Origin of the sequence: Streptomyces sp. NPDC093261, from assembly GCF_044753645.1 — a bacterium.
GTDB lineage: Bacteria > Actinomycetota > Actinomycetes > Streptomycetales > Streptomycetaceae > Streptomyces.
Map to the genome: position 1 here is coordinate 142,509 of NZ_JBIVNO010000014.1, position 26,678 is coordinate 169,186.

Sequence of the window (26,678 nt, forward strand, 5' to 3'; positions counted from 1 at the left end):
GAGCTGCCGACCGCCCGTCGTGGACGACCGCTTGGGCCGGGGAGTTGACTTCTGCTACTGGCGAGTAACACACTGGCGTTACCGCAAGTAACAGGCTAGCGCAGTGCTGGAGGGGACATGGCCGAGTTCACCATGGAGCTCAACGACGAACAGAAGGAGGTCCGGGACTGGCTGCACGGCTTCGCCGCCGACGTGATCCGCCCCGCGGCCGCCGAATGGGACGAGCGTGAGGAAACCCCCTGGCCGGTCATCCAGGAGGCCGCCAAGGTCGGCATCTACTCCCTCGACTTCTACGCCCAGCAGTACTTCGACGCCACGGGTCTCGGCATCCCCATGGCGATGGAGGAGCTGTTCTGGGGTGACGCGGGCATCGCGCTGTCCATCGTCGGCACCGGACTCGCGGCCGTGGGCGTCCTCGCCAACGGCACCGAGGAGCAGATCGGCACCTGGATCCCCCAGATGTACGGCGATGTCAACGATGTCAAGGTGGCCGCCTTCTGCTCCTCGGAGCCCGACGCCGGCTCCGACGTCGCCTCCATGCGTACACGGGCCGTCTACGACGAGGCCAAGGACGAGTGGGTGATCAACGGCACCAAGACCTGGGCCACCAACGGCGGCATCGCCAACGTCCATGTCGTGGTCGCGGTCGTCGACCCGGAGCTGGGTTCCAAGGGGCACGCCTCCTTCATCGTCCCGCCGAACACCCCGGGTCTCGCCCAGGGCCAGAAGTTCAAGAAGCACGGCATCCGCGCCTCGCACACCGCCGAGGTGATCCTCGACAACGTCCGCGTTCCCGGCTCCTGCCTGCTCGGCGGCAAGGAGAAGCTGGACGAGCGGCTCGCCCGTGCCAGGGAGAAGGCGAAGGCGGTCGGGATGGGGGTCCCCCCGCTCGAGCGAAGCCGTGAGGCGGGGAGCGTGAAGAACGCGGCCATGGCCACCTTCGAGGCCTCCCGCCCGGCCGTCGGCGCGATGGCCGTGGGCACCGCCCGGGCCGCGTACGAGGTGGCCCTCGACTACGCGCGGACGCGCGAGCAGTTCGGGCGGCCGATCATCGACAACCAGGGCGTCGCTTTCCAGCTCGCGGACATGCGGACGCAGATCGACGCCGCCCGGCTGCTGGTGTGGCGGGCCTCGTGGATGGCCGTCAACGGCAAGCCGTTCACGTCGGCCGAGGGCTCCATGTCGAAGCTGTTCGCCAGCGAGACGGCGAAGAAGGTCACCGCGCAGGCGATCCAGATCCTCGGGGGCAACGGCTACACCCGGGAGTACCCGGTGGAGCGGATGCACCGCGATGCGGGCATCTACACGATCTTCGAGGGCACCAGCGAGATCCAGCGGCTGGTGATCGCGCGCACCCTGTCCGGGATGCCGATCCGATAGCGCCGCCGCTCACCGGTGCCTGAGCGGTGTGAGCTGCTCGATGTCGTACCGCCTGCGCAGCGCCTCGATCGCTTCCTGGTCCGGTGGGCCCCCGTCGGCGAGGATCTCCAGCAGTTCCTCGAAGTAGCGTTCGTGATCCGGTGGCGGAGACGCCTGGAAGAACACTTTGGCGGGGGTCTCCGTCGGGTTCGCGAACGCGTGGGGGCAGCCCGGCGGTACGACGATGACCGTGCCCGGAGTCGCCCGTACCACGCGGCGGCCCGACCTCGACTCCCACTTCTGCCAGTGGTCGCGGGTCCGTACCCGTGGCTCGAAGGCCAGCACGTCCAGCTCGCCCTCGAGGACGTAGAACAGTTCCTCGCTGCGGGTGTGGACATGGGCGCCGACGTCGAAGCCGGGCGGCACGATCACCTCGAACGTGGACGCCATGCGCGAGTGCGAGCCGGTCACCTTGAAGGTCACATGCTGCGCCGGCGTCCGTACGACGCGGCCATGGCCGGGGGGAACGAACAGTCCCTCGGCCGCCGCCACCCTGTCGGTCGTCGTCACGTTCGGTTCTTCCCGTTCCCGGAGACATGCCAGCGGCCCAGGGCCATTTCCGCCGTGATGCCCGGACCGAAGCCGGCCAGCATGCCCCGCGCCGTGTGATCGGCGCCGCCCTCGTCGAAGAGCCGGCGCAGCGCGTCCAGGACGACGGCGCTCGCGATGTTGCCGTACTCGGTCAGCGTGGCCCGGCTGAACCGGAAGGCCTCCGGCGGCACCCGCAGAAACTTGCTCAGGTCGTCCAGGATCCGCGGACCGCCCGCGTGGATGATGTAGAAGTCCAGGTCGGAAGCGTTCCAGCCGTGCTGGCGTGCCAGCTCCTGGAGGGCCGGGGCGAGGGGTTCCATCGTGGTCGGCACCCGCTTGTCCAGCAGGAAGTGGAATCCGGTGGCCCGGACGTCGTACGCGATCCACCCCTCGGTCTCGGGGATCAGATACGAGCCGTTGCGCTCCAGCTTGACGCCGGTGCCGCCCTTGCCGCGGACGACGGCGGCCGCGATGCCGTCGCCGAACAGTCCGTTGGACAGCAGCGAGCCGATCCCCAGGTCGGTGGGCTGGTAGCACAGCGAGCAGAACTCGCAGGCCACGATGAGGGCGTTGCCGTCCGGGTAGGCCCGGCAGAAGTCGTGCGCCCGGTTGATGGCGGCGCCGCCCGCGGCGCAGCCCAGCTGGGCGATGGGTATCTGCCGGGTGTCGGTGTCGAAGTCCATCGCGTTGATCAGCCACGCGGTCAGCGAGGGCATCATGAACCCCGTGCACGACACGTAGATGATCACGTCGATATCCGTGGTGAGCAGCTCGGCGTCGTCCAGCGCCCGCTGGACGACCGCGGGCACCCGGGTCTTCGCCTCGGCCTCGTAGAGATTGTTGCGCTCCTCGAAGCCGGGGTGCTTCAGGGTCTCCTCGATGGGTTGCACGATGTGCCGGGTCCGGACCCCGGTGTTCTCGATCAGCCGCAGAGCCAGCGGGAGCTGGGGGTGGTCCGCGTGGCGGGAGCGCGCCAGTTCGAGCGTCTCCTCCATCGTGATCACATACTCCGGAACGGAAACCGCGGGTCTGCACAGAGTGGCCATGGAGCGCGCCTTCTTTCGCCTTGGCGGGGGACTCGTCGTCCCTCGGCGGAAGGGGTTCACCCGTATGAGGGCTTCCCCCACGATCGCGCGGCGGGGCTGCGATATCTCGTCGGGTTACTCCGCTTCAGTGATGCACGCACAGTGATATTCCGGGCATGTCCGGTGAGTCGAACGAGTCGGAGGAGGAGCGTCGATGGCGCGCACGGCCAGGGAGCTGCTGGAGGAGGCCACCCGGAAGCTCGCCCCGGATCCGCACGCCAACCGGTTGCTTCCGCTGGTCGCCCGGGGCGCGGCCCAGCCGGCCACCCTTGCCGCCCTCGCCCTCGAACAGCGGGAGGTGATCGCCGCCGACCGCCGGGCGTTCCTGCATCTGTCCGAGCGGTCGCGGGACGAGCCCGCCTGTGCGGCCTATTTCGCCGCGCTTGCGGACGGTGAGGGCGTGGCCCAGAATCGCCTGGGCGCCTACGCCTCCGTCTGCCGGGCCGACGAGGCCGCGGACACCTACGAGTCGCCGGCGGACTGTCAGGGCTACCCGGCGTACGTGGCCTGGCTCGCCCTGAACGGGGAGCCGGCCGACGTCGTCCTGGCCCTGGGCGCCAACTTCACGTCCTGGAGCGGCTACTGCGCGTCGATCGCGCAGGCGCTGCGCCGCCACTACGGCTTCGACGACGCGTCCTGCGGCTTCTTCGACTTCTTCGCCGAGCCGTCACCCGACCTGCACCGCAAGGCCGAGGAGGCCGTGCAGGAGGGTCTGGACGCGGGCCGTGTGGACGAGGACCGCGCCCATCGCTACGGCCGGCTGCTCCAGGGGTACGAGACCCGGTTCTGGCACGCGTTGTGGGAGCTGGACGCGCGCACCTGACCGCTGCCCGGCGTCCCCGCGCACCGACGGCCGTCCTCCGGGGATCCCTAGCCGAGCGAGCCGCTGCTGTGCGCGATGCACGCCACATCGATCCGGTCCGCCAGCTTGGCCAGCTCGATGGTCAGCGCGGCCACGGTGTCCTCGTCGAGCCCGTCCTCTCCGGCCTCCACAAGCCGCAGCCACCGGCCGCCCACCGTGCGCAGCAGCTTGCTGACGTCCGCGGCCGCCACCTGCAACGTGCCGTGGTCGTCGACGATCAGAGGCAGGGTCACTTCGCGGTTCACAGCAGGGATCGTAACCGCGGAACGCTCACGCCCCGTGCCATACGGTGGTGATGTTGCAGAACTCGCGGATTCCGTGCCCCGACAGCTCCCGCCCGTAGCCGGAACGCTTGACCCCGCCGAACGGAAACGCCGGATGAGACGCCGTCATCCCGTTGATGTACACACCACCGGCCTCAAGGTCCTGGACGAATCGGTCCACCTCGGTACCGTTGTGTGTCCACACGTTCGAGCTCAGTCCGAACGGCGAGTCGTTCGCGATCGCCACCGCCTCGTCGATGCCGGCCGCCCGGTAGAGGGTGGCGACCGGGCCGAACGCCTCCTCGCGGTGGATGCGCATCTGCGGGGTGACATCGGCGAGGACGGTCGGCGGGTAGTACCAGCCGGGACGGTCCGGGCGCTCACCGCCGCACAGCACCGCCGCGCCCCGGGCGGCCGCATCCCGCACCAGCTCTTCCACATCGACGCGGCCCTGCTCGCTGGCGAGCGGCCCGACCTCCGTCTCCTCCTCCATCGGATCGCCGATCCTCAGTGCCTTCATCCGGGCCGTGAACCGCTCGGTGAACGCGTCGAAGACATCGGTGTGCACGATGAACCGCTTGGCGGCGATGCACGACTGCCCGTTGTTCTGCACCCGCGCCGTCACCGCCACCTCCGCGGCCCGCTCCACGTCCGCGGACGGCATCACGATGAACGGGTCGCTGCCACCCAGCTCCAGAACGGTCTTCTTGATCTCGTCCCCGGCCACCGAGGCCACCGACCGGCCGGCCGGCTCGCTGCCGGTGAGCGTCGCGGCCTTGACCCTCGGATCGCGCAGGACCCTCTCCACCGCGCCGGAACCGATCAGCAGGGTCTGGAAACAGCCCTCGGCGAAGCCCGCCCGGCGGAACAGGTCCTCCAGGTACAGCGCGGTCTGCGGAACGTTCGAGGCGTGTTTGAGCAGTCCCACGTTGCCCGCCATCAGTGCGGGCGCGGCGAAGCGGACCACCTGCCACAGCGGGAAGTTCCAGGGCATCACGGCGAGGACCGGGCCGAGCGGCCGGTAGCGCACGATCACCCAGGAGGCGCCCGAGTCCTTCACGTCGTACTCGGCGGGCTCCTCGTCGGCGAGCAGCTCCTCGGCGTGCTCCGCGTACCAGCGCATCGCCTTGGCGCACTTCGCGGCCTCCGCGCGGGCCTGCCTGATCGGCTTGCCCATCTCGACGGTCATCACCCGGGCGATGTCCTGCTCTTCCTCCTCCAGCAGGGCGGCCGCCCTGTTCATCCGCAGGGCCCGTTCGGCGAACGTGGTCGTGCGATGGGTGCGGAACGCGGTCTCGGCGGCGGCGAGCCTGCGCTCGATCTCCTCCTCGCTCAGGGCGTCGTACGTCTCGAGCGTCTCGCCGGTCGCCGGATTGACGGTGGCGATGGGCATGGCTGACCTCCTGAGAACAGGCTCTGCTTCGACCTTCCCGCGCGGCGGTCGCCACCGCAACGCGGCTCGTCCTTCAGCCCGAGTGCTCCATGAGCCGGTCGAGAAACGCCGTCTGCGCCGTCACGATCACCTCACGGGCCCGGTCGAGGCCGAACCACTCCACCCGGTCCAGCTCGGGGAACTCCTCCAGGCGCCCCGAGCGCGGCGGCCACTCCATCGTGAAGGTGCCCGGGACGACCGTCGCCGGGTCGAGATCCGCCTCGACCGCCCAGGCCGTGACCACCTTGCCGCCCCTCTGCCGCACCTCGCCGAGCGGCACGGCCCGGCCGTCGGGCGGCGGCAGCCCCAGCTCCTCCCGGAATTCGCGCCGGGCGGCCTCCCAGGAGGGCTCTCCGGGCTCGTACTCGCCCTTGGGCACGGTCCACGCCCCGGCCTCGCGGCGGGCGAAGAACGGGCCGCCCATATGGCCGAGCAGGACCTGAAGACCGTGCTCGGTGCGCCGGAACAACAGCAGACCGGCGCTGTGCCGTTGCCGCCCGCTCATGGCGCCACCCCGCGGTGCGCCGCCAGCAGGGTCTCCAGGGTGTCGGCCTCCTCCGGCCGCTTGTCCTCGCGGTAGCGCACGACCCGGGCGAAGCGCAGGGTGACACCGGCCGGGTAGCGGGTGGACCGCTGGAGTCCGTCGTAGGCGATCTCGACGACGAGTTCGGGGCGTACGGTCACCACCCAGCCGTCGTCCTCCACGGCCAGTTCCCTCAGCCGCTCGGTCTGCCAGGCGAGCATCGCGTCCGTCATGCCCTTGAACGTCTTGCCGAGCATCACGAAGGAGCCGTCCGGGGCGCGGGCGCCCAGGTGCAGGTTGGACAGCTTGCCGGTGCGTCGGCCGTGTCCCCGCTCGACGGCCAGCACCACGAGGTCGAGGGTGTGCACGGGTTTGACCTTGAGCCAGGAGGCGCCGCGCCGGCCCGCGCTGTAGGGGGCGTCGAGGCCCTTGACCACCACGCCTTCGTGACCTCGCGCCAGGGTCTCGGCGAGGAAGCGCTCCGCGGCGGTCGTGTCCCCGGGGCCCTCGACCACCACACGCCGCACTCGCATCGGCTTCGGTACGAGCCGGGCCAGCTCCGCATGGCGATCGGCGAGGGGCAGGTCCAGCAGGTCCCTGCCGTCCACCGACAGTGCGTCGAAGAAGACGGGGGAGACGGGGACGGCCGCGGCGGCGGTCGCCACGTCCAGCCGGGAGCCGACCCGTCCGGCCGTCTCCTGGAACGACCGCGGCCGTCCGTTCTCGTCCAGCGCGATGACCTCGCCGTCCAGGACGAACCGCTCGCCCGCCAGCCCCAGGGCCGCCGTCGTGATCTCCGGCAGCCGGGCGGTGATGTCCTCGAGGGTGCGGGTGTGGATCCGTACGTCGTCGCCGTCGCGGTGGACCTGCACGCGGATGCCGTCGAGCTTCTCCTCGACGGCGCACGCGCCGAGCTTGCCGATGGCCTCGGCCACGGACGACGCGGTGTGCGCGAGCATGGGCAGCACGGGCCGGCCGACGGTGAGCCGGAAGGTGGCGAGGGCCGCCGGGCCCTCGGCGAGCAGGGCCTGCGCCACGGTCTGCAGCGATCCGGCGAGCATGACGGCCCGCCGGACGTCCACCGGGCCGGCCCCCGTCGCCTCGGCCAGTCCCTCCACGGCCAGGGCGTCCAGCGCGCCCTGGCGCACCTCACCGGTCAGCAGCCCGGTCAGGAACCGCTGCTCGTCCTCGGTGGCCGCCGCCAGCAACTCACCGACCAGCCGCTTGCGCTCGGCCTGGGAGCCGGGGCCGGTGACCGCGCCGATTCCGCTCAGCCGGGCGTCCACGTCCCGCACGGTGAGCGTGGGCTCGGCGGCGGGAGCGATCCGCTGCCCGAGGAGCTTCCAGCCGATGCCGAGCCGCCCCTGGGGCAGCCGACCGGCCAGATACGGGATGACGATCGGCACGTCGTCCGCGTCGGCGTCCCGGAACAGCTCGCCGAGCAGCGCGATCTTCCGGGAGCGCGCCGAGGTGGCGGCGACCTCCCGGGACACACGGGCCAGCCGGGCGAGGAGCATGCAGTCATGGTGCACCGCGGGCGGCGGGTCTACACCCAGGCGGCGGCGTCCAGGTCCGCCATGAGCAGTTCCCCGTTGATCGCGGCCCCCGCCCGGTACCCGCGGCTGGCCGCGTTGACGATCTGCTCCGCGAAACCGGTGGCGTTTCCCGCCGCCCACAGACCGGGCACGGTCGTCAGCCCCTGCCCGTCCACCACCGGGTAGCTGCCGAAGGGGGTCTCGCTCAGCTCGGCGCCCAGCCGCTCGAACAGGCCGGTGCGCGGCACGGCGCGGGGCGCGACGAACAGCACCGAGCGTTCGTGGACCGTCCCGTCCACGAGCCGGACCCCGGTGAGCCGGTCGTCGTCGGCAACCAGCCCCGCCACCTCGCCGGGCACCACACCGACCCCGGCCGCCGCCAGCCTGCGCCGGTCCGGGCCGGACAGCTCCTCCTCGGCGACCGTGTGCAGGAACAGGGTCACGTCCTTCGACCATTGGGAGACCATCAGTGCCTGGTGCGCGCTCAGCGGGCTGGTCGCGAGCACTCCGAAGGGCCGGTCGCGCACCTCCCAGCCATGGCAGTACGGGCAGTGCAGCACATCGCGCCCGAACCGCTCGGCCATCCCGGGCACCCGTGGCAGCTCGTCCCGCAGGCCGGTGGCGACCACCAGCCGGCGGGCATGCACGGACCGTCCCTGCGCGAGCGTCACGTCGAACTCGCCGTCCGCGCCCCGGACGGCGTCCACCGCCCGGTCCCGGACCAGCTCCACGCCGTAGCGCGCGATCTCCGCGCGGCCCACCGCGAGGAACTCGGCCGGCGGCATGCCGTCCCGGGACAGATAGCCCTGAAGATGCGCGGCGGGCGCGTTGCGCGGCTCGCCCGCGTCGACGACGAGCGTGCGGCGCCGTGCCCGGCCCAGGACCAGGGCCGCCGACAGTCCGGCCGGCCCGCCTCCGACGACGACCACCTCGTAGGTCCCGCTGCTCTTCTCGGTCATGGTGACCACCTCCGCCGGAACCGTGGCCCGGACACTGCGGCATTGACAAACCTATTTGCCGGAACTGCAATGAGGGCCATGGGCATGGACGAGGTCCTCGCGGGCGTGGGCCCGAGGCTGCGGCGGCTGCGCAGGGAGCGGGAGGTGACACTCGCGGCGCTGTCGGAGACGACGGGCATCTCCGTCAGCACGCTCTCGCGCCTGGAGTCGGGCCTGCGCAGGCCCAGCCTCGAACTGCTGCTGCCGATCGCACAGGCCCACGATGTGCCGCTGGACGAACTGGTCGGCGCCCCGGCGGTGCGGGACCCGCGGGTGCGCGGCGAGCCGATCGTCCGCCATGGCCGCACCCACTGGCCGCTCACCCGCCAGCCCGGCGGGCTCCAGGCCTTCAAGGTGGTCGAGCCGCAGCGCAGGCTCGAACCGGACCTGCGGACGCACGAGGGTTACGAGTGGCTGTATGTGCTCTCCGGCCGGCTCCGGCTCGTGCTGGGCGAGCACGATGTGGTGCTGGGGTCCGGCGAGGCCGCCGAGTTCGACACCCGGGTGCCGCACTGGTTCGGCTCGACCGGGGAAGGGCCGGTCGAGTTTCTCAGCCTGTTCGGGCCCCAGGGCGAGCGGATGCATGTCCGGGCGCGGCCCCGTCGGCAGTGACGCGCGCGACTGTTCTCTTCCTGTTCCCTGATCGGCAAGCGACCGCTTAGTATGCGACCGACCCGGTCAGGCGAACACAACCGGCACAGCCCTCTGGAGGCCGCGCATGCAGGCATGGCAAGTGCACGAGAACGGCGAACCGAGCGAGGTGATGCGGCCGGCGGAGGTGGAGCCGCCCACGCCCGGCCACGGCCAGGTCCTGCTGAAGGTGCGGGCCGCGAACATCAACTTCCCGGACGCGCTGCTGTGCCGCGGCCAGTACCAGGTCAGGCCGCCGCTGCCGTTCACACCGGGCGTGGAGATCTGCGGGGAGACCGAGGACGGACGCCGGGTGATCGCCAACCCGGCGCTGCCGCACGGGGGCTTCGCCGAGTACGCCGTCGCCGATGCCGCGGCCGTCCTGCCCGCTCCCGAGACCCTCGACGACGCCGAGGCCGCGGCCCTGCACATCGGCTACCAGACGGGCTGGTTCGGCCTGCACCGACGGGCCGGTCTCGAGGCCGGCGAGACGCTGCTCGTCCACGCCGCCGCCGGAGGGGTCGGCAGCGCGGCCGTCCAGCTCGGCAAGGCCGCGGGCGCCACCGTCATCGGCGTCGTCGGCGGCGCCGACAAGGCCGCCGTGGCCCGCGAGCTGGGCTGCGACTTCGTGATCGACCGCCGCGCCGAGGACGTCATCGCCGCCGTGAAGGAGGCCACCGGCGGCCGGGGCGCCGACGTGATCTACGACCCGGTGGGCGGGGAGGCCTATGCGCAGTCCGCGAAGGTCGTCGCCTTCGAGGGACGGATCGTCGTGGTCGGCTTCGCCAGCGGTCACATCCCCAGCCCGGCGCTCAACCACGCCCTCGTCAAGAACTACTCCATCCTCGGTCTGCACTGGGGCCTGTACAACACCAAGAACCCGAAGCTGATCCAGCACTGCCACGAGCAGCTCACCGAGCTGGCCGCACGGGGCGCCGTCAAGCCGCTGGTGAGCGAGCGGGTGCCGCTGAGCGGGGCCGCGGACGCCGTGCAGCGCGTCGCCGACGGCCTCACCACCGGCCGGATCGCCGTCGTACCGGAGAACGGAGCCGCCGTATGACCGACGCAGCCGAACTGCGCGAGCGCACCCGCGCGTTGCTGGCCGCCCACCCGCCCGCCGGCACCGACCGCCTCGACTTCCTGCGGGCCCGCTTCGACGCCGGACTCGCCTGGGTGCACTACCCGGAGGGCCTTGGCGGCCTCGGCGCCCCGCGCGCGCTCCAGACGGTCGTCGACGCCGAACTCCAGGCCGCGGACGCGCCCGACAACGACCCGCGGCGCATCGGCATCGGCCTCGGCATGGCCGCGCCGACGATCCTCCGCTACGGCACCGAGGAGCAGAAGCGCCGCTACCTCAGGCCCCTGTGGACGGGTGAGGAGGTGTGGTGCCAGCTGTTCAGCGAGCCGGGTGCGGGCTCCGACCTCGCGGCGCTCGGCACCCGCGCCGTCCGCGACGACGCGGGGGACTGGGTGGTCAACGGGCAGAAGGTGTGGACCTCCAGCGCCCATCTCGCCCGCTGGGCCATCCTCATCGCCCGTACGGACCCGGACGTGCCCAAGCACCAGGGCATCACCTACTTCATCTGCGACATGACCGACCCCGGCGTCGAGGTCCGGCCCCTGCGGCAGATCACCGGCGAGGCCGAGTTCAACGAGGTGTTCCTCACCGACGTCCACATCCCCGACGCCCGCCGCCTCGGCGGGATCGGCGACGGCTGGCGCGTCGCGCAGACCACGCTGATGAACGAGCGCGTGTCCATCGGCGGCATGCGGATACCCCGCGAGGGCGGCATGATCGGCCCGGTCGCCGGCACCTGGCGCGAGCGGCCCGAACTGCGCACCCACGACCTGCACCAGCGGCTGCTGACGCTGTGGGTCGAGGCCGAGGTCGTCCGGCTCACCGGCGAGCGGCTGCGCCAGCAGCTCTCCGCGGGCCAGCCCGGCCCCGAGGGCTCCGGCATGAAGCTCGCCTTCGCCCGCCTCAACCAGGAGATCAGCGGTCTGGAGGTGGAACTCCTCGGCGAGGAGGGCCTGTTCTACGACGACTGGACGCTGCGCCGGCCCGAGCTCGTCGACTTCACCGGCCGCGACGCCGGTTACCGCTATCTGCGTGCCAAGGGCAACAGCATCGAGGGCGGGACCAGCGAGGTTCTGCTGAACATCGTCGCCGAGCGTGTCCTCGGCCTGCCCGCCGAGGCGCGCACCGACAAGGACGTCGCGTGGAAGGACCTGTCCCGATGAACTCCCAGCCGACGCAGCCCGATCTGCTGTACTCGGAGGAGGAAGAGGCGCTGCGCGCCGCCGTCCGTGACCTCCTCGACGACCACTGCGATCCCGCGGGCGTCCTCGCCCGTGCCGAGTCCAAGGCCCCGCACGACCGCGCCCTGTGGAAGGCGCTCGCGGAGGGCATGGGCCTCGCCGGGCTGCTGGTGCCGGAGTCCCTCGGCGGCCAGGGCGCCTCGCACCGCGAGGCAGCCGTCGTCCTGGAGGAGCTCGGGCGTTCGGTCGCTCCGGTGCCGTATCTGACGAGTGCCGTGGTGGCGACCGAGGCCCTGCTGGCCTGCGAGAGCGACGAGGCCGCCGGGCTGCTGGCGGAGCTGGCGTCCGGCCGTAAGGTGGGCGTCCTCGCGGTCGGGCTGTCCGCCGGTTTCGAGGGCGCCTCCGGCGTCGTACGACAGGACGGCGGCCTGCTGCGCGGGGAGGTGGCCGCCGTCGCGGACGCGGCCGTCGCCGATGAGCTGTTCGTCCCGGCCGAGGACGGCGCCCTGTACGCGGTGGACGCGGCCGCCGTGACCGCCACCCCGCGGGTGTCCCTCGACCTCACTCGGCCCCTCGCCACCGTCACTCTCGACGGGGCGCCCGGACGCCGTCTCACGGAGGACGCCGGGACGGCGGTGCGACGGGCCCTGCGGGCCGGGGCCGGACTGCTTGCCTCCGAGCAACTCGGCCTCGCCGACTGGTGCCTGACGGAGACCGTGCGCTATCTGAAGGAGCGCAAGCAGTTCAACCGGCCCGTCGGCGGGTTCCAGGCGCTCAAGCACCGGCTCGCGCAACTGTGGCTGGAGGTCGTGGGCGTGCGGGCTGCCGCGCGCAACGCCGCCGACGCGCTCGCGACGGGCAGCGCGGACACGGATGTCGCGGTCGCCGTCGCGGCGGCGTACGCCGCGCCTGTCGCGGTGCACGCCGCCGAGGAGGCTGTCCAGCTCCACGGCGGGATCGGGATGACCTGGGAGCATCCGGTCCATCTGTATCTGAAGCGGGCGAAGGCGGATGCGATCGCCTACGGCACCGCCGGGCGCCACCGCGCGACAGTGGCCGAACTGGCCGATCTGCGGCCCCCGTTGTAGACGGCACCGAGGAACGGGCCCGTCTCCCGGCAGGGCGGCGGGCCCGTCCTGTGCCCGCCGCGCCGGGGAGGTGACCCGGCAGTGGCGGTCCGGCCGACTTCCCTCCCTGTCACGCGGGTTGGGCGTGACACCGTCGCCCCGGCACACGCGCGCCGGCACAGGGTGCGCTTCCGGGCCGCGCCCGATGTCGCAGGCCCGGCCCGGAAGGCGCTGTGGAACGAACCGCTGGACGCCGGCGTCGACTCTGTCAACACGGACGGCCCCGGTGGCCTGGAGTCCTTCGTCGATTCCCACGAGCGGCCGTAGAACCACACGTTCGGGGGACACGTCAGCCGCCCGGGCCAACCCTTCACTACGCCACACTTGCGGCCGAAAGCCGCGCCGTGGGCGTGGCGAAGGAGGGTGACGATGGCCGTGTCCATCTCTGTGGTGCTGCTGCTCCTGATCATCGCAGTGATCTTCATCCGCAACGGCGCGCTGAAGATCTCCCATGCCCTGATCTGCATACTGCTCGGCTTCTTCCTGGCCGGCTCCAGCATGGCGCCGACGTTCCACCAGGGCCTCGCGGCGACGGCGCAGATCATCGGGGGCCTGCGCCCCTGACCGCCGGGAGGCGACCGTCAGGGGCGGCTGTCCCGAGCGGACGTCAGAAGGCGGAGAAGACCCCGATCCCGTTGGGTACCGCGCGTTCGGCGCCCCCGCTGGGGTGGTTGCGCACGGTCACCGCGCTCTCGCCACCGAGCCGGGTGACCAGCGTCGTGGAGCCGCCGCCGTCCAGGTTGAAGCCGTCGGTCGCGCCCAGCCCCCGTAGCGTGGTGGCGAGTTCGGCGACGGTGAGACCGCTGCGGTAGGCGGCAGCGCCGTCGAGCGCGAGGAGCAGCAGGCGCCGGCCGCCGTCCCCGATGCCCACCGCGGTACGCACGGCGGACGTCTTGTTGTCGAGGCCCGCCGACGGCACGCCGCCCCGCAGCACCGGGAAGCCGCCGATGGCGAAGCGGTACGGGATCCCGGACGAGGCCGCCACCAGACGCTCCCGCACCTGGACCCGCTCGCCCTTGTACAGCGTGCGCAGATACCGGGCCCCCGCCTCGCGGCCGACCAGCACCGTGGTGCCGACGGCGACGGGGCCGCCACCGGGCCGGGCGGCCGCGGCGACGACGTGGTCCTTCCTGACCGTCACCTCGTAGGTGTCCGTGCTGCACGGCGCGGCCCGGTCGGTGTCCGTACCGCAGACCGCCCGCATCCGTGAGACCGCGCCCCAGTCCGAGGTGTACGCCCCGATCGACCCCACCGGCAGCGCGTACTGGTTGAACCCGCCCAGCGTCAGCCGTCCATGGGACGTGCGCACCGAGCCGCTCAGGGACAGCCGGTCCAGGCGGGCCCTGCGGTCGGTGCCCACCCCGAGCACGTCCTGGGTGTCGGCACCCGGCGGCAGGGCCGGCCCGAAGCGCTGCCCGTTCGGCACGGCGCCCTTGAGCTGGTGCCCGCCCGCGATCGCCGGACCGTCGCTGGAGCCGGTCGCCTCCACCCCCGGGTGCTGGGTCTCGGAGATGTCGAAGAAATCGCCGTTGATCCCGGCGACCGCGCCGCGCGGGCCGGCGAGCCGCGAGACGGTGGCCCGGGCGGCGACGGCGCCCGGATGGAGCAGGTCGACCCGCACGCGGGGATCCCGCAGGTCCACGGTGACCAGATGGGCGCGGGCCGTCCCGTGGGCCGCGGGGATGTCGAACTGGCTGTACCGGACGCCGGGAGCGATCGTCCGGGTGCTCTGCACACCAGTGGCCGGTGCCGCCCCCACAAGGGCCGCACCGGCCAGTGCGCTCCATGCCACGAGAACCGTCAGTACCGTTCTGAGCCGTCTGTCGCGAGGCCCCATGTTTCCCCCTGATGTCTCGTCAACGTGCGCAGGACTCAGGGGAAGTGCAGCAGAACGCGGTGTCGCGTGCGGTGTTCAGGCGTCTACGACGCGTGAACGGATGAGAAAACGCACTCCTTCGGGTGCTTCCAGGGAGAATCCGCTGCCCCGGCCGGAGACGACGTCGACGATCAGCCGGGTGTGACTCCACAGCTCGTACTGGTTCCTCGACATCCAGAAACCGACCGGCTCGTCGACCCCGTCGACCTCCAGCTCCGCGAGCAGCACATCCGAGCCGCCGGTGCGGAACTCGCCCTTCGGGTAGCACATCGGGGCGCTGCCGTCGCAGCAGCCGCCGGACTGGTGGAACATCAGCGGCCCGTGGTTCTCCCGCAGCCGCCGCACCAGCTCGGCGGCCGCGGGGGTCAGCTCCACGCGCGGGATCACGTCCATCGTCACGCGCGGATTCCAGCACACGGCACGTTGCAACGACGTTGCGCACGCCGCGGCCGCCGATCGCGCACGAGACGGACGCCCCGGCGGAGCGCGCCCAGCGGGACCCGGACGCGCCCCCCGCCGCGACGCCTACCGGGACACCAGATCGCCTCGAACGACCACGACCACCATGGGGCGGGTTGCGGTGATGGCCAGGCCCGCCGCTGGGGCGGGCACTGGAGGAAGGAGCCAGAAGGCATGTGCGGAATCGCCGGATGGGCCGACTTCGAGCGCGATATTTCCGCCGAGCGGCCGGTCGTACGAGCCATGACGGACACCCTGGCCTGCCGTGGCCCGGATGGGGACGGCGTCTGGGTGAGCGCCCACGCGGGCTTCGGGCACACCCGCAACGCGGTGATCGACATCCCCGGCGGCGGGCAGCCCATGGTCGTGGAGGAGGACGGGCGGCTGCTCGCCGCCGTCACCTACAACGGGGAGATCTACAACTTCCGTGAGCTGCGCACCGAACTGGAGGCACGCGGCCACCGGTTCCGCACCCGCTGCGACACCGAGGTCGTGATCCGCGGCTATCTGGAGTGGGGCGAGAAGTGCGGCGAGCACTTCAACGGCATGTTCGCCTTCGGCGTCTGGGACGCCCGGCGCGAGGAACTGGTGCTGATCCGCGACCAGATGGGCATCAAGCCGCTGCTGTACAAGCTGACGCCCACCGGCATCGTCTTCGGCTCCGAGGCCAAGGCGCTGCTCGCCCACCCCGACATCGCCACCGTCGTGGACGGCGACGGGCTGCGCGAACTGCTCGCCCAGACCAAGTCCCCGGGCACCTCGATCTACGGCGACATCCGCGAGGTGCTTCCCGGCAGCGTGCTCCGCTTCAGCCGCAAGGGCGTCAGCGAGCACCGCTACTGGGAGCTGACGGCCCGCCCGCACACCGACGACCTGCCCACCACCGTCGCGCAGATCCGCGAGCGCCTGGAGGCGGTCGTCGCCCGGCAGCTCGTCGCCGATGTGCCGCGCGGCATCCTGCTCTCCGGCGGCCTCGACTCCAGCGTGCTGACCGCGCTCGCCGCCCGCTGGGTCGCCGAGCACGACGAGCCGCGGCTGCGGACCTTCTCCCTCACGCTGACCGGCGCGGACGGCTTCCGCGCCGACGAGATGCGCGGCACCTCGGACGCCCCGTACGCGGCCGAGATGGCCCGGCACGTCGGCGCGCTCCACGAGGAGATCGCGCTGCCCGCCGCCGAACTCGCCGCGCCCGAGGTCCGGCTGGCCACCATCGTCACCCAGGACATGCCGACGATGTTCGGCGACATGGACGCCTCCGCCTATCTGCTGTCGAAGGCCGTGCGCGAGAAGGCCACCATGGTCCTGTCCGGCGAGACCGCCGACGAGGTCTTCGGCGGCTTCCAGTGGGTGCACAACGAGCAGGTGGTCTCGGCCGAGACCTTCCCGTGGATGGCCATCATGCACGTCTTCGACCCCACCCACCCCGGCCTCGGCCTCGGGCTGCTCGACCCGGGCCTGCTCCAGAAGCTCGACCTGCGCGGCTATGTGGCCCAGCGCTACCGCGAAGCCCTCGCGGACGTCCCCGTCCTGCCCGGCGAGGACGCCCACGAGCGGCGCATGCGGGAGGTCATCCATCTGCATCTGACCCGCTGGCTGGGCGTGCTCCTGGACCGCAGCGACCGGCTCGGCATGGGACCTGCCCTGGAGATGCGGGTGCCGTACTGCGACCACGAGTTCGTCGACTACGTCTTCAACACCCCCTGGGCGATGAAGAACCACGACGGCCGCGAGAAGAGCCTGCTGCGCTCGATCGCGAAGGACTTGGTCCCGGCGTCCGTCCTCGACCGGCAGAAGAGCCCCTACCCGGTCACCCAGGACCTCGGCTACCTCACCGAACTGTGCCGCCAGCTGCGCGATGTGCTCGCCGACCCGAACGCCCCCGTGCGGCCCTTCGTCAATCTCCCCGCCGCACGCGCCGTCGCCGCCGACCCCCAGCACGTCGCGGGCCGCCCCGGGGTCTGGGCGTGGATCTGCCGGCTGGACATCGAGATGCTCCTCAGCCTCAACATGTGGCTGGAGCACTACCGGGTGCAGGTGAACCTCTGATGTTCGGATACGGACACCCCGTCGTGCCCCGGCTGCCCGAACCGCCCGAGTCCGCCGAGGACTTCCTGCACGCCGTCGCCCGAGACGACATCGAGTTCGTCCTCGCCCTGTTCGTCAACATCGACGGCAAGCCCTGCTGCAAACTCGTCCCCGCCGCGGCCGTCCCCGAGCTGCTCGAGGAGGGCCTCGGCTTCGCGGGCCACGCCGTGGGCGCCATCGGCCAGTCCCCGGCCGACCCCGACCTGGTGGCCGTCCCGGACGTGTCCACGTACACCGTGCTGCCCTGGCGCACCGGCCTGGCCGCGGTCATGTGCGACCCGCATGTCGGCGGCGCCCCCTGGCCGTACGCCCCACGGGTGATCCTCCGGCGCCGGCTCGCCGCGCTCGCGGACCGGGGCATGCAGTTCAAGGTCGGTGCCGAACCGGAGTACTTCCTCGTCCGGCGCACCCCCGACGGCGGCATCGCGATCGCGGACGACGAGGACACCGCGGACCTGCCGTGCTACGACGCCCGGGGGCTCGGCCGCTCCCTCGACCATGTCGCGGCCGTCAGCCGGGCCCTGACCGCGCTCGGCTGGGGCAACTACTCCAACGACCACGAGGACGCAGGCGGGCAGTTCGAGCACGACTTCGCGTACGCCGACGCGCTCGTCACCGCCGACCGTGTGATCCTCTTCCGCTTTCTGGTGCAGATGCTGGCCCGTGAGGCGGGGCTGCTCGCGACCTTCATGCCGAAGCCCTTCGGTCATCTCACCGGCAGCGGACTGCATCTGCACATGAGCCTGTGGGACCGCGCCTCGGGCACCGAACTCTTCCGCGGGGCCAACGACGGCCGGGGACTCGGGATGTCCGACCTCGGCTACTCGTTCATCGCCGGGGTGCTCGCGCACGCGCCCGGGGTCGTCGGCTTCGGCTGTCCCACCGTCAACTCCTACAAGCGGCTCGCGGCGCGCGACGCGACCGCCTCCGGCTCCAGCTGGGCGCCGACCTGGGCCACGTACGGCGGGAACAACCGCACCCAGATGCTGCGGGTGCCCGCCCCGGGCCGGGTGGAGGCACGCTGCGTCGACTCCTCCGCCAACCCCTATCTGGCCATGACCGCGCTGCTCGCGGCCGGTCTCGACGGCATCGACCACGGGATGGACCCGGGGGCGCCCAACGAGGCGAACCTGGAGCGCGACGGGGGCCGGGACACCGCCCCCGCGCTCCCCGCGACCCTCGCCGACGCGGCCGCAGCCGTCAGCGCCGACCCCGTTCTCAGGGAGGCCTTCGGTAAGGTGTCGGGCGGCGAATTCGTGGACTACTACGCCCAGTTGAAGCAGAGCGAGTTCGCCGCGTACCACCGGCGGGTCGGAGACTGGGAGATCGAGCGGTACCTCACCGCGTTCTGACGGCCCACCGGTCGTCCGAACGCCCTCCCGGTCACCCGATCCATCCTGTGCGCCCCGGTCCCGCGCCGCCCGCGCGGGGCCGGGGCCACGACGCGTGAAGCCGGCCGCCTGCCCGCGCCGGCCCCTGAATGGCACCGACCACCGCAAGGAGTCACGCATGTCCGAAGGGTTCCAGCTGGACGCCGAGGGGAAGATCACCGCGGCGACGTCCTTTCTCATGATCCACCACGCGTTACGACGCGACGCCGCCCGCTTCCCGCACGCCCTGGCCGCATTGAACCCGCACGACGCCGAGCAGGCGCAGCGCCTGGCCGGACACTGGAAGCTCTACCACTGGGCGCTCGCCGACCACAGCGAGAACGAGGACGACAGCCTCTTCCCGCTGGTCACGTCGCGCGCCGGGGAACTCGCGCCCGTCATGACGGAGTTGGAGGAGGACCACGCGGACCTCGACCGAGAGCTCGAGGAGATCACCCGGCAGATGGAGCGGCTGCCGCAGGCCGACGCGATCCAGGCGGCCCGGGCCGCGACCGAGCGTCTTCTGGCTCATCTCGACCGGCATCTCGAGCTGGAGGAGAAGCACATAGTGCCGGTCCTGGTGGACCGGGTCCGGCCGGAGGAGATCGCCGGCGGCCAGGGCGGCGGGGGCCGCGGGCAGGGCGGTGGCCCCGGTGGCGGCCCCCAGGGGCCGGGGGGCGCCCAGGACGGTGACGGCGGCGCGTACCGGCCGCCGACCTGGCTGATCTCGGCCTGGACGGACGAGGGCCTGGACCCGGTCGTGACCGACGCGGCGCTCGCCGCGCTTCCGCCGAAGTTCCAGGAGCAGATGAGCGCCGCCCTCGTCGGCTGGCGCGCCGACTACCACCGGCTGGCCGGCGAGGTCTGGCGCGACGTCCCGGCCGACCTGGCGCCCAAGACACCCTGACCAGGGCACGGGAGGGCGGGCCGGGCCGTCGTGGCAGGACGGTCCGGCCCGCGTCGTGGATGTGGGCGGTGTCCGGGGCTCAGTAGGCCAGGGAGCGGTGCACCGCGTCCACCACCCTTTCCAGGTCCGGGAGATAGGCGTCCTCCAGCCGGGACGGCGGGTACGGGGTGTCGTACCCCGTCACCCGGAGCGTCGGTGCCTGGAGGGCGTAGAAGCAGCGCTCGCCGATCGACGCGGCGAGTTCCGCGCCGGGGCCGAGGAAGCCCGGCGCCTCGTGCACCACGACCAGCCGGCCCGTCCTCGCGACCGACGCGGCGACGGTGTCCGTGTCCAGTGGGGAGAGCGAGCGCAGATCGATCACCTCCGCGCTGTGCCCCTCCTGGGCGGCGGCCGCCGCCGCGTCCAGACAGACGCGCACGGTGGGGCCGTAGCCGACGAGGGTGACGTCCCCGCCCGGCCGGGCGACCCGTGCCGTGTGCAGCGGCAGCGGGGCACCGGTACCCGGGTCGAACTCCTCCCGGTCCCAGTAGCGGCGCTTGGGCTCCAGGAAGATCACCGGGTCGTCGCAGGCGACGGACTGCTGGATCATCCAGTACGCGTCGGCCGGGTTCGCCGGTGAGACCACCCTGAGGCCCGCCGTGTGCGCGAAGTACGCCTCGGGGGACTCGCTGTGGTGCTCCACCGCGCCGATGCCGCCGCCGTAGGGGATCCGCACGACGACCGGCATCGCCACCCGTCCCCGCGTCCGGGTGCGGACCTTGGCGAGCTGGGAGACGATCTGGTCGAACGCGGGGTAGGCGAACCCGTCGAACTGGATCTCGCAGACCGGCCGGTAGCCCCGGAAGGCCAGGCCCACCGCGGTGCCGACGATGCCCGACTCGGCGAGCGGGGTGTCGACGACGCGGTCCTCCCCGAAGTCCTTGTGCAGCCCGTCGGTGATCCGGAAGACACCGCCGAGCCGGCCTACGTCCTCACCCATCACGAGGACCTTCCGGTCGCCCTCGAGTGCCTTGCGCAGCCCCAGGTTGAGCGCCTGGGCCAGGGTCGTCGCTGTCATGCCGGTCCTCCGCTCGGTCAGGATGCGTCCTCGAACTGGGCCTGGAAGGCGGTGAACTCCTCGCGCTGGGCGTCGAGGAGGGCGTGCGGGCCGGCGTAGACATGGTCGAAGATCGCCGTCGGGGGCGGGTCCGGCATCGCCCGGCAGCCGCCGCGCACCCGTACCGCCAGCGCCCCGGCCTCCTCGTCGACCTCCTTGAAGAAGCCGGTGTCGGCCCGCCCGGTGGACTCCAGATACGCCCGCATCCGGGTCAGGGGGTCCTGGGCCGCCCAGTCCTCCACCTCCTCGCCCGAGCGGTAGCGCGTCGCGTCGTCGGACGTGGTGTGCGGGGCCATCCGGTACGTGACCGCCTCGACCAGCACCGGACCCGCCCCCGAGCGGGCGTGCTCCAGCGCGCCCCGGGCCACCGCCAGACACGCCAGGACGTCGTTGCCGTCGACCCGGATCCCGGGGAAGCCGAAGCCCAGGGCCCGCCGGTACAGCGGCACGCGCGTCTGCCGCTCCAGGGGTTCGGAGATCGCCCACTGGTTGTTCTGGCAGTAGAAGACCACGGGGGCGCCGTAGACCGAGGCGAAGGTGAAGGCCTCGTTGACGTCGCCCTGGCTGGTCGCGCCGTCGCCGAAGCACACCAGGACCGCGCCGTCCGCCCCGTCCCGCTGCAGGCCCATCGCGTAGCCGACCCCGTGCGGGGCGTGCCCGCCCACCACCACCTGGTAGTTGGCCATGCCCGCCTGGTACGGGTCCCAGCAGCCGTGGGCGGTGCCCCGCCAGAAGCCGAGCATTCCGACCGGGTCCACGCCGCGGCACCAGGCGATGCCGTGCTCCCGGTAACTGGAGAAGACGAAGTCCCGCAGGTCCAGGGCCCGGCCCGCGCCGATCTGGGCCGCCTCCTGGCCGAGCAGGGAGGCCCACAGGCCGAGTTCGCCCTGCCGTTGCAGGGTGGTCGCCTCCGCGTCGAACCGCCGCAGGAGCGCCATGTCCCGGTACAGCGACCGCTCCTCCCCGGCGGACAGGTCCAGGGGCCAGCGGGGGTCCTCGACCCTGCGGCCCTCGGCGTCCAGGAGCCGCACCGGGGGCGGCTCCTCGGCAGGTCCGGGCAAGCCTGTTGTGATCACGTTCCGTCCTTTCGGCTGGGAGCGGACCCCGTCGGGGCGGTCACCGGTGGACGCGGCGGGCCGCGCTGACCATGGCGGCGAGCGAGGCACGCACCAGGTTGGCGTCGATGCCCACCCCCCACGCCGTGCGCCCGTCCGCCTCGCACTCCACGTACGCGGCGGCGCGGGCGTCGCCGCCGGACGCCAGCGCGTGCTCGGCGTAGTCCAGGACCCGCAGCGGCAGCCCGGCCCCGGCCAGGGCGCGGGCGAAGGCGTCGACGGGACCGGTGCCCGTGCCCGTCAACTCCCGTACGGCACCTGCGAGCCGCACTCGGACGGTGAGCGCCACCCGGCCGTCCGGCTCGGTGAGCAGATGGTGGGTGAGCAGTTCCAGGCCCGAGGCCCCCGGGGCGGGCCCCGGCAGATACTCGGCGGTGAAGGCCGCCCAGATCTCGGCCGGGGTGACCTCGCCGCCCGCCGCGTCGGTGTGCGACTGGATCACCCGGGAGAACTCGATCTGCAACCGCCGCGGCAGCCTGAGGCGGTGCTCGGTGCGCAGCACATGCGCCACACCGCCCTTGCCGGACTGGCTGTTGACCCGGATGACCGCCTCGTAGCTGCGGCCCACGTCGCGCGGGTCGATCGGCAGGTAGGGCACCGCCCACGGCAGCCGCTCCACGGGGGTGCCGGTCGCGGCGGCCGTGCGCTCCATCGCCGCGAACCCCTTGGCGATGGCGTCCTGGTGCGAGCCGGAGAACGCCGTGTAGACGAGGTCGCCCGCGTACGGGTGGCGCGGCGGCACCGGCAGCTGTGTGCATTCCTCGGCGACACGGCGGACCTCGTCGATCCGGGAGAAGTCGACCCGCGGGTCGATCCCGTGACTGAAGAGGTTGAGCCCCAGGGTCACCAGGTCCACGTTCCCGGTGCGCTCGCCCTGCCCGAACAGACAGCCCTCCACCCGGTCCGCGCCGGCCAGCACCGCCAGTTCCGCCGCGGCGACCGCGGTGCCCCGGTCGTTGTGCGGGTGCACCGACAGGCACACCCAGGCGCGACGGGACAGGTGGCGGCTCATCCACTCGACCTGGTCGGCGTAGACGTTCGGGGTGGCGCGCTCGACGGTCGCGGGCAGGTTGAGGATGATCTCCCGGTCGGGACCGGGCTGCCAGACGTCCATCACCGCCTCGCAGATCTCCAGCGCGAAGTCGGATTCGGTGTCGGTGAACAGCTCCGGCGAGTACTCGAAACCCAGGTCGGTCTCCGGCCCCAGGGTCTTCTCGGCGTACGCCATCACGTGCCGGGTGCCCTCCACGGCGATCGCGGTGCAGCCGGCCCGGTCGGTGTCGAAGACGACCTGCCGGAAGAGCGGGGAGGTCGCGTTGTACAGGTGCACGGTCGCCCGGGGCGCGCCGGCCACCGACTCCACGGTGCGGGCGATCAGCTCCTCGCGGGCCTGGGTGAGGACGGAGACGGTCACGTCCTCGGGGATCGCCCCGTCCTCCACGAGGGAGCGGACGAAGTCGAAGTCGGCACGGCTCGCGGCCGGGAAACCGACCTCGATCTCCTTGTAGCCCATCGCCACCAGCAGGTCGAACATCCGGCGCTTGCGGGTCGGGCCCATCGGGTCGATCAGTGCCTGGTTGCCGTCGCGCAGGTCCGTGGAGAGCCAGCGCGGCGCGGTGCGGGCCGTCCGCGACGGCCAGGTGCGGTCCGGCAGCTCCACCGTCGCGGGCGGCCGGTAGCGGTGGGCCGGCAGGGGCCCGGGCCGCTGTCGGTCGGTCATGTCAGTGCTCCTTCGAGGTCACACGGCCACCCAGGCCACCGCGATCGCGTTCAGGGCCAGCCCCAGCAGCGCCAGCACCGTGCGCAGGTGGTGCCAGCCGCGCCACAGCGGCCGGGGGTCCTGCCAGCCCGCCGGGATGGTGCCGGCGTCGACGAGGGCGACCTGGCGGTTGATGGGGACGTTGCACGCCCGGGAGACCACGGAGACCCCGAGCAGCAGCACCCCGGACAGGGCGAACAGCACCTGGATCCAGGCACGGTCCACCAGCACGGCCAGCACCACGTCCCCGAGGATCGAGGTGATCACGATGATCGGCATCATCGGGTCGTAGTTGCGGCCGAGCAGTTTGTGCACCTCCACATAGCGGTCGACGGGCAGGTCCATGGCCATCGGGATGACGCTGACGGCCACGGCGAAGAAGACCCCGGAGACGATGCCGCTGCCCAGCAGCACCAGCACGCTCAGTCCATGGGTGAAGAAGGTGCTCAACGTGTTCGCCTCCTACGTCTTTCGCCCCTCGGCGCGGCAAGCGCCAGCCACCCTGGCAACGCCCGCTGGTGGGCCGCTAGGACCCGCCTGAACGCCCGGCCCGGCCCGCTTCCCGGCCACCTCGCGTGCGAGGGCCGTACCTGCGCTTCCTTCAGTCGTGCTCGATGTCCCGTAGAGCCGCTCCGGAGACCATCGCCGCACCGGCCCGCGTCCGCGGGCGGCCCGGACCGCGGCAGGTCCGGGCCGGGTCCGCGCCGGGCGGGGCCGACGTTCCCGAGGGAGAGGAAAGAGCGTGTTGCGAGCCAGTTGCCGCCAGGAGCCACGCTTCGGCCGCATCATCGGGGTCGGGGGCTACCGACCGCAGCGGGTCGTGGACAACGGTGAGATCTGCCGGTCCATCGACTCCAGCGAGGAGTGGATCGAGACCAGGTCGGGGATACGGCGCCGGCACTTCGCCACGCGCGAGGAGACCCACGCCGTGATGGGCGCCGCGGCGGCCGAGAAGGCCATCGCCGCGGCGGGACTCGATCCGCTGGACATCGGCTGCGTCATCGTGGCCACCACGACCAACCTGGTCTCGCTGCCCTCCGTCGCCGTGGACGTCGCCCACCGGGTGGGTGCGCGCCGCGCGGGCGCGTTCGACCTGAACGCCGCCTGCGCCGGCTTCTGTTACGCGGTCGGCACCGCCTCGGCGATGATCCGCGGCGGGGAGGCCGACCATGTCCTCGTGGTCGGAGCGGAGCGGCTGACGGACCTGGTGGACCCCACGGACCGGCAGATCGCCTTCCTGCTCGCCGACGGGGCCGGCGCCGCGGTTCTCGGACCGTCCGAGCAGCCCGGGATCGGGCCCGTGGTCTGGGGAGCGGACGGTGATCAGCTCGAGGCCGTGGTCATGACCCGCTCCTGGGGCGACTACCGGCACGATGCCGCGGGTCCGCCGCCCGTGATGAGGATGGACGGGCGGCGTGTCTTCCGCTGGGCGGTCGACGCGATGGCCGAGACGGCCCGGGAGGCGATGAGCGCGGCCGGTGTGACCGTCGACGACCTCGCCGCCTTCATCCCGCACCAGGCCAATATGCGCATCACCGAGGTCCTCGCCAAGGAACTGGAGCTGCCCGCCCATGTTGTGGTGGCCGACGACATCGTCACCACCGGCAACACCAGTTCGGCGTCCATTCCGCTGGCCATGGAGCACATGCTCACCGTCGGTCAGGCCGCGAGCGGGGACCTCGCGCTGCTCATCGGCTTCGGTGCGGGCCTCACCTACGCGGCCCAAGTGGTGCGGCTGCCATGAGCGGACGCCCGCAGGACACCGATGCCGTGGCCGTTGCCACCACCGACGCGGGGATCCCCGTGGACGCCGTCTACACCCCCGAGCGGCATCCGGTGCGCACCCCCGAGCCGCCGGGCGAGCCGCCGTTCACCCGCGGGGTGCGCCCGCTGATGTACCGCGAGCGGCCGTGGGCCGTGCGCCAGCTCGCCGGGTTCGGCACCCCGGAGGACAGCAACCGGCGGCTGCGGCTGCTCCTGGAGCACGGGGCCACGGCCGTCAACACCGTCTTCGACTTCCCCACCAACCGGGGCTACGACAGCGACGCGCCCCTGGCCCGTGCGGACGCCGGCCAGGGCGGGGTCGCCGTCGACAGCGTGGAGGACATGCTCGCGCTGTACGCCGGGATCCCGCTGGACGAGGTGAGCGTCTCGATCGTGGTCTCCCACCCGGTCGCCGCCGGAGTCGTGCTGGCCATGTACCTGGTGGCCGCCGAACGCCGCGGCTACCGGCCGGAGGCCCTCGCCGGCACCCTGCAGAACGACTTCATGATGGAGACGGTGGTCCTGACCGCGCCGAGCGTGCTGGAGCCGGCCTTCGCCTTCCGCCTGTCCACCGACGTCGTCGAGTACTGCCTCGAGCACGTGCCCCGCTGGAACGCGATCAGCTACACCGGCTACAACTACCGAGAGGCCGGGGCGGACGCCGTGCAGGAGGCCGCGCTGGTCGTGGCGCACGCGGTCGCCACCGCGGAGGAGATGGTCCGCCGCGGCCATCCCGTGGACTCCTTCGCGAGCCGGCTGACCGCGTTCTTCAGCGCGGACAACGACTTCTTCGAGGAGATCGCCAAGTACCGTGCGGCGCGTCGCGTCTACGCCAGGGTGTTCGCCGAGCGCCTCGGCGCCCGCGAGCCGCGCAGCCGGATGCTGCGCTACCACGTGCAGACCGCCGGGTCCGCGCTCACCGCGCAGCAGCCCCTCAACAACGTGACCCGGGCCGCGTACCACGCGCTCGCGGCCGTGCTCGGCGGCGCCCAGTCGCTGCACGTCAGCGCCTACGACGAGGCCCTGTCCATCCCCTCCGAGAGCGCGGCGCTGACCGCCCTGCACACCCAGCACATCCTGCGCCACGAGACCGGAGTCGACCGTACGGCGGATCCGCTGGCGGGCAGCCACTATGTGGAGAGCCTCACGGACGCGGTCGAGGAGCGGGTGTGCGAACTGCTGGCCCGGATCGACGCGTTGGGCGGTCTGGTGGCCGCCGTGGAACAGGGTTGGGTGCACAAGCACCTGCTCGCCAACGCCTACGACCGCCAGCTCGCCATCGACGACGGCACACGCACGGTGGTCGGCGTCAACCGCTTCCGCTCCGACGAGCCGCTGCACATCGACCCGTTCCGGGTGCCCGCGACCCTGGAGCCACAGCAGGACAAGCTGCGCCGGCTGCGCGCCGGCCGGGACGGGGCACGGGTCCGGGCGGCGCTGGAGGACCTGCGCGACGCGGCCGCCTCGGACCGCAACACCATGCCGCCCCTGCTGGACGCCGTGCGGGCCGGGGCGACGCTCGGGGAGTGCTCGGAGGTCTTCCGTGCCCTCCACGGCGGCTGGCGGCAGCCGCTCATCTGACC

General features: G+C 72.3%; 25 protein-coding genes. 12 read left to right on the top strand and 13 right to left on the bottom strand.

Features of this window, described 5'->3' with window-relative positions; genetic code table 11:
• Window positions 1-117: 117 nt before the first annotated feature.
• Window positions 118-1,380 (top strand): acyl-CoA dehydrogenase family protein, encoded by a 1,263-nt coding sequence (locus ACIP94_RS26730; protein ID WP_402430678.1) that lies wholly within the window; start codon window positions 118-120, stop codon window positions 1,378-1,380.
• Window positions 1,381-1,389: 9 nt separating this feature from the next.
• Here the strand turns inward: ACIP94_RS26730 and ACIP94_RS26735 are convergent, their stop codons facing one another.
• Window positions 1,390-1,911, bottom strand: a complete 522-nt coding sequence (locus tag ACIP94_RS26735) for a cupin domain-containing protein (protein ID WP_402430869.1) — start codon at window positions 1,909-1,911, stop codon at window positions 1,390-1,392.
• 14 nt (window positions 1,912-1,925) lie between these two features.
• A complete protein-coding gene (locus tag ACIP94_RS26740; RefSeq protein WP_402430681.1) occupies window positions 1,926-3,056 on the bottom strand; it encodes a type III polyketide synthase in 1,131 nt (376 codons plus the stop codon).
• 133 nt (window positions 3,057-3,189) lie between these two features.
• Between ACIP94_RS26740 and ACIP94_RS26745 the strand changes: the two genes are divergently transcribed.
• The gene (locus tag ACIP94_RS26745; RefSeq protein WP_402430684.1) at window positions 3,190-3,858 is read left to right on the top strand and encodes a transcriptional regulator; all 669 of its coding nucleotides are present in this window, start codon (window positions 3,190-3,192) and stop codon (window positions 3,856-3,858) included.
• Between the two features lie 47 nt (window positions 3,859-3,905).
• Here the strand turns inward: ACIP94_RS26745 and ACIP94_RS26750 are convergent, their stop codons facing one another.
• The 5 genes from ACIP94_RS26750 to ACIP94_RS26770 form a co-directional block, all read right to left on the bottom strand.
• Window positions 3,906-4,142 (bottom strand): DUF6213 family protein, encoded by a 237-nt coding sequence (locus ACIP94_RS26750; RefSeq protein WP_402430687.1) that lies wholly within the window; start codon window positions 4,140-4,142, stop codon window positions 3,906-3,908.
• A 25-nt stretch (window positions 4,143-4,167) separates the two neighbouring features.
• On the bottom strand, window positions 4,168-5,553 hold the full coding sequence (locus tag ACIP94_RS26755) for an NADP-dependent succinic semialdehyde dehydrogenase (RefSeq protein ID WP_402430690.1): 1,386 nt from the start codon (window positions 5,551-5,553) through the stop codon (window positions 4,168-4,170).
• A 73-nt stretch (window positions 5,554-5,626) separates the two neighbouring features.
• Entirely contained in the window at window positions 5,627-6,097 is a 471-nt protein-coding gene (locus tag ACIP94_RS26760) for an NUDIX domain-containing protein (RefSeq protein ID WP_402430692.1), read from the bottom strand.
• On the bottom strand, window positions 6,094-7,632 hold the full coding sequence (locus ACIP94_RS26765; protein ID WP_402430695.1) for an ATP-dependent DNA ligase: 1,539 nt from the start codon (window positions 7,630-7,632) through the stop codon (window positions 6,094-6,096). The genes ACIP94_RS26760 and ACIP94_RS26765 overlap by 4 nt, the downstream gene beginning before the upstream one ends.
• A gap of 29 nt (window positions 7,633-7,661) precedes the next feature.
• Complete coding sequence (locus tag ACIP94_RS26770) at window positions 7,662-8,609, bottom strand: NAD(P)/FAD-dependent oxidoreductase (RefSeq protein ID WP_402430698.1); 948 nt, start codon at window positions 8,607-8,609, stop codon at window positions 7,662-7,664.
• A 78-nt stretch (window positions 8,610-8,687) separates the two neighbouring features.
• On the opposite strand from ACIP94_RS26770, the gene ACIP94_RS26775 reads away from it, so the two are divergent.
• The 5 genes from ACIP94_RS26775 to ACIP94_RS26795 all read left to right on the top strand — a co-directional run bounded on the left by ACIP94_RS26775 (window position 8,688) and on the right by ACIP94_RS26795 (window position 13,228).
• Complete coding sequence (locus tag ACIP94_RS26775) at window positions 8,688-9,260, top strand: helix-turn-helix domain-containing protein (protein WP_402430701.1); 573 nt, start codon at window positions 8,688-8,690, stop codon at window positions 9,258-9,260.
• Between the two features lie 106 nt (window positions 9,261-9,366).
• The gene (locus ACIP94_RS26780) at window positions 9,367-10,338 is read left to right on the top strand and encodes an NADPH:quinone oxidoreductase family protein (RefSeq protein ID WP_402430704.1); all 972 of its coding nucleotides are present in this window, start codon (window positions 9,367-9,369) and stop codon (window positions 10,336-10,338) included.
• Window positions 10,335-11,519 (top strand): acyl-CoA dehydrogenase family protein, encoded by a 1,185-nt coding sequence (locus ACIP94_RS26785; protein WP_402430707.1) that lies wholly within the window; start codon window positions 10,335-10,337, stop codon window positions 11,517-11,519. The genes ACIP94_RS26780 and ACIP94_RS26785 overlap by 4 nt, the downstream gene beginning before the upstream one ends.
• Window positions 11,516-12,625, top strand: coding sequence for an acyl-CoA dehydrogenase family protein (locus ACIP94_RS26790; protein ID WP_402430710.1), 1,110 nt, complete (start codon window positions 11,516-11,518; stop codon window positions 12,623-12,625). Before ACIP94_RS26785 ends, ACIP94_RS26790 begins: the two co-directional genes overlap by 4 nt.
• 408 nt (window positions 12,626-13,033) lie before the next feature.
• Entirely contained in the window at window positions 13,034-13,228 is a 195-nt protein-coding gene (locus ACIP94_RS26795) for a hypothetical protein (RefSeq protein ID WP_402430713.1), read from the top strand.
• Window positions 13,229-13,271: 43 nt separating this feature from the next.
• Here ACIP94_RS26795 and ACIP94_RS26800 read toward each other — a convergent pair whose 3' ends face one another.
• On the bottom strand, window positions 13,272-14,501 hold the full coding sequence (locus tag ACIP94_RS26800) for a phosphodiester glycosidase family protein (protein ID WP_402430715.1): 1,230 nt from the start codon (window positions 14,499-14,501) through the stop codon (window positions 13,272-13,274).
• A 75-nt stretch (window positions 14,502-14,576) separates the two neighbouring features.
• The gene (locus ACIP94_RS26805; protein WP_402430872.1) at window positions 14,577-14,933 is read right to left on the bottom strand and encodes a DUF779 domain-containing protein; all 357 of its coding nucleotides are present in this window, start codon (window positions 14,931-14,933) and stop codon (window positions 14,577-14,579) included.
• A 240-nt stretch (window positions 14,934-15,173) separates the two neighbouring features.
• Between ACIP94_RS26805 and asnB the strand changes: the two genes are divergently transcribed.
• The 3 genes from asnB (at window position 15,174) to ACIP94_RS26820 (ending at window position 19,361) form a co-directional block, all read left to right on the top strand.
• Window positions 15,174-17,045, top strand: a complete 1,872-nt coding sequence (gene asnB, locus ACIP94_RS26810; protein WP_402430718.1) for an asparagine synthase (glutamine-hydrolyzing) — start codon at window positions 15,174-15,176, stop codon at window positions 17,043-17,045.
• Window positions 17,045-18,436: a type III glutamate--ammonia ligase gene (glnT, locus tag ACIP94_RS26815; RefSeq protein WP_402430721.1), complete on the top strand. Its 1,392-nt coding sequence runs from the start codon at window positions 17,045-17,047 to the stop codon at window positions 18,434-18,436. The genes asnB and glnT overlap by 1 nt, the downstream gene beginning before the upstream one ends.
• Window positions 18,437-18,593: 157 nt before the next feature.
• Window positions 18,594-19,361, top strand: a complete 768-nt coding sequence (locus tag ACIP94_RS26820) for a hemerythrin domain-containing protein (protein WP_402430724.1) — start codon at window positions 18,594-18,596, stop codon at window positions 19,359-19,361.
• A gap of 79 nt (window positions 19,362-19,440) precedes the next feature.
• Here ACIP94_RS26820 and ACIP94_RS26825 read toward each other — a convergent pair whose 3' ends face one another.
• Genes ACIP94_RS26825 through ACIP94_RS26840 form a run of 4 tightly spaced genes read right to left on the bottom strand, consistent with a single transcriptional unit; the run spans window position 19,441 to window position 23,781 of the window.
• Window positions 19,441-20,418: an alpha-ketoacid dehydrogenase subunit beta gene (locus tag ACIP94_RS26825; RefSeq protein ID WP_402430727.1), complete on the bottom strand. Its 978-nt coding sequence runs from the start codon at window positions 20,416-20,418 to the stop codon at window positions 19,441-19,443.
• Between the two features lie 17 nt (window positions 20,419-20,435).
• Entirely contained in the window at window positions 20,436-21,533 is a 1,098-nt protein-coding gene (gene pdhA / locus ACIP94_RS26830; protein ID WP_402430730.1) for a pyruvate dehydrogenase (acetyl-transferring) E1 component subunit alpha, read from the bottom strand.
• A 40-nt stretch (window positions 21,534-21,573) separates the two neighbouring features.
• Window positions 21,574-23,292, bottom strand: coding sequence for a 2-isopropylmalate synthase (gene leuA / locus ACIP94_RS26835; protein ID WP_402430732.1), 1,719 nt, complete (start codon window positions 23,290-23,292; stop codon window positions 21,574-21,576).
• 18 nt (window positions 23,293-23,310) lie between these two features.
• Window positions 23,311-23,781 carry an anthrone oxygenase family protein gene (locus tag ACIP94_RS26840; RefSeq protein WP_402430735.1) on the bottom strand — a complete coding sequence of 157 codons (471 nt, stop codon included), beginning with the start codon at window positions 23,779-23,781 and terminating at the stop codon, window positions 23,311-23,313.
• Between the two features lie 292 nt (window positions 23,782-24,073).
• Here ACIP94_RS26840 and ACIP94_RS26845 point away from each other — a divergent pair, with 292 nt between their 5' ends.
• Complete coding sequence (locus ACIP94_RS26845; protein ID WP_402430738.1) at window positions 24,074-25,075, top strand: beta-ketoacyl-ACP synthase III; 1,002 nt, start codon at window positions 24,074-24,076, stop codon at window positions 25,073-25,075.
• Window positions 25,072-26,676, top strand: coding sequence for a methylmalonyl-CoA mutase (locus tag ACIP94_RS26850; RefSeq protein ID WP_402430741.1), 1,605 nt, complete (start codon window positions 25,072-25,074; stop codon window positions 26,674-26,676). The genes ACIP94_RS26845 and ACIP94_RS26850 overlap by 4 nt, the downstream gene beginning before the upstream one ends.
• The last annotated feature ends 2 nt before the right edge of the window (window positions 26,677-26,678 follow it).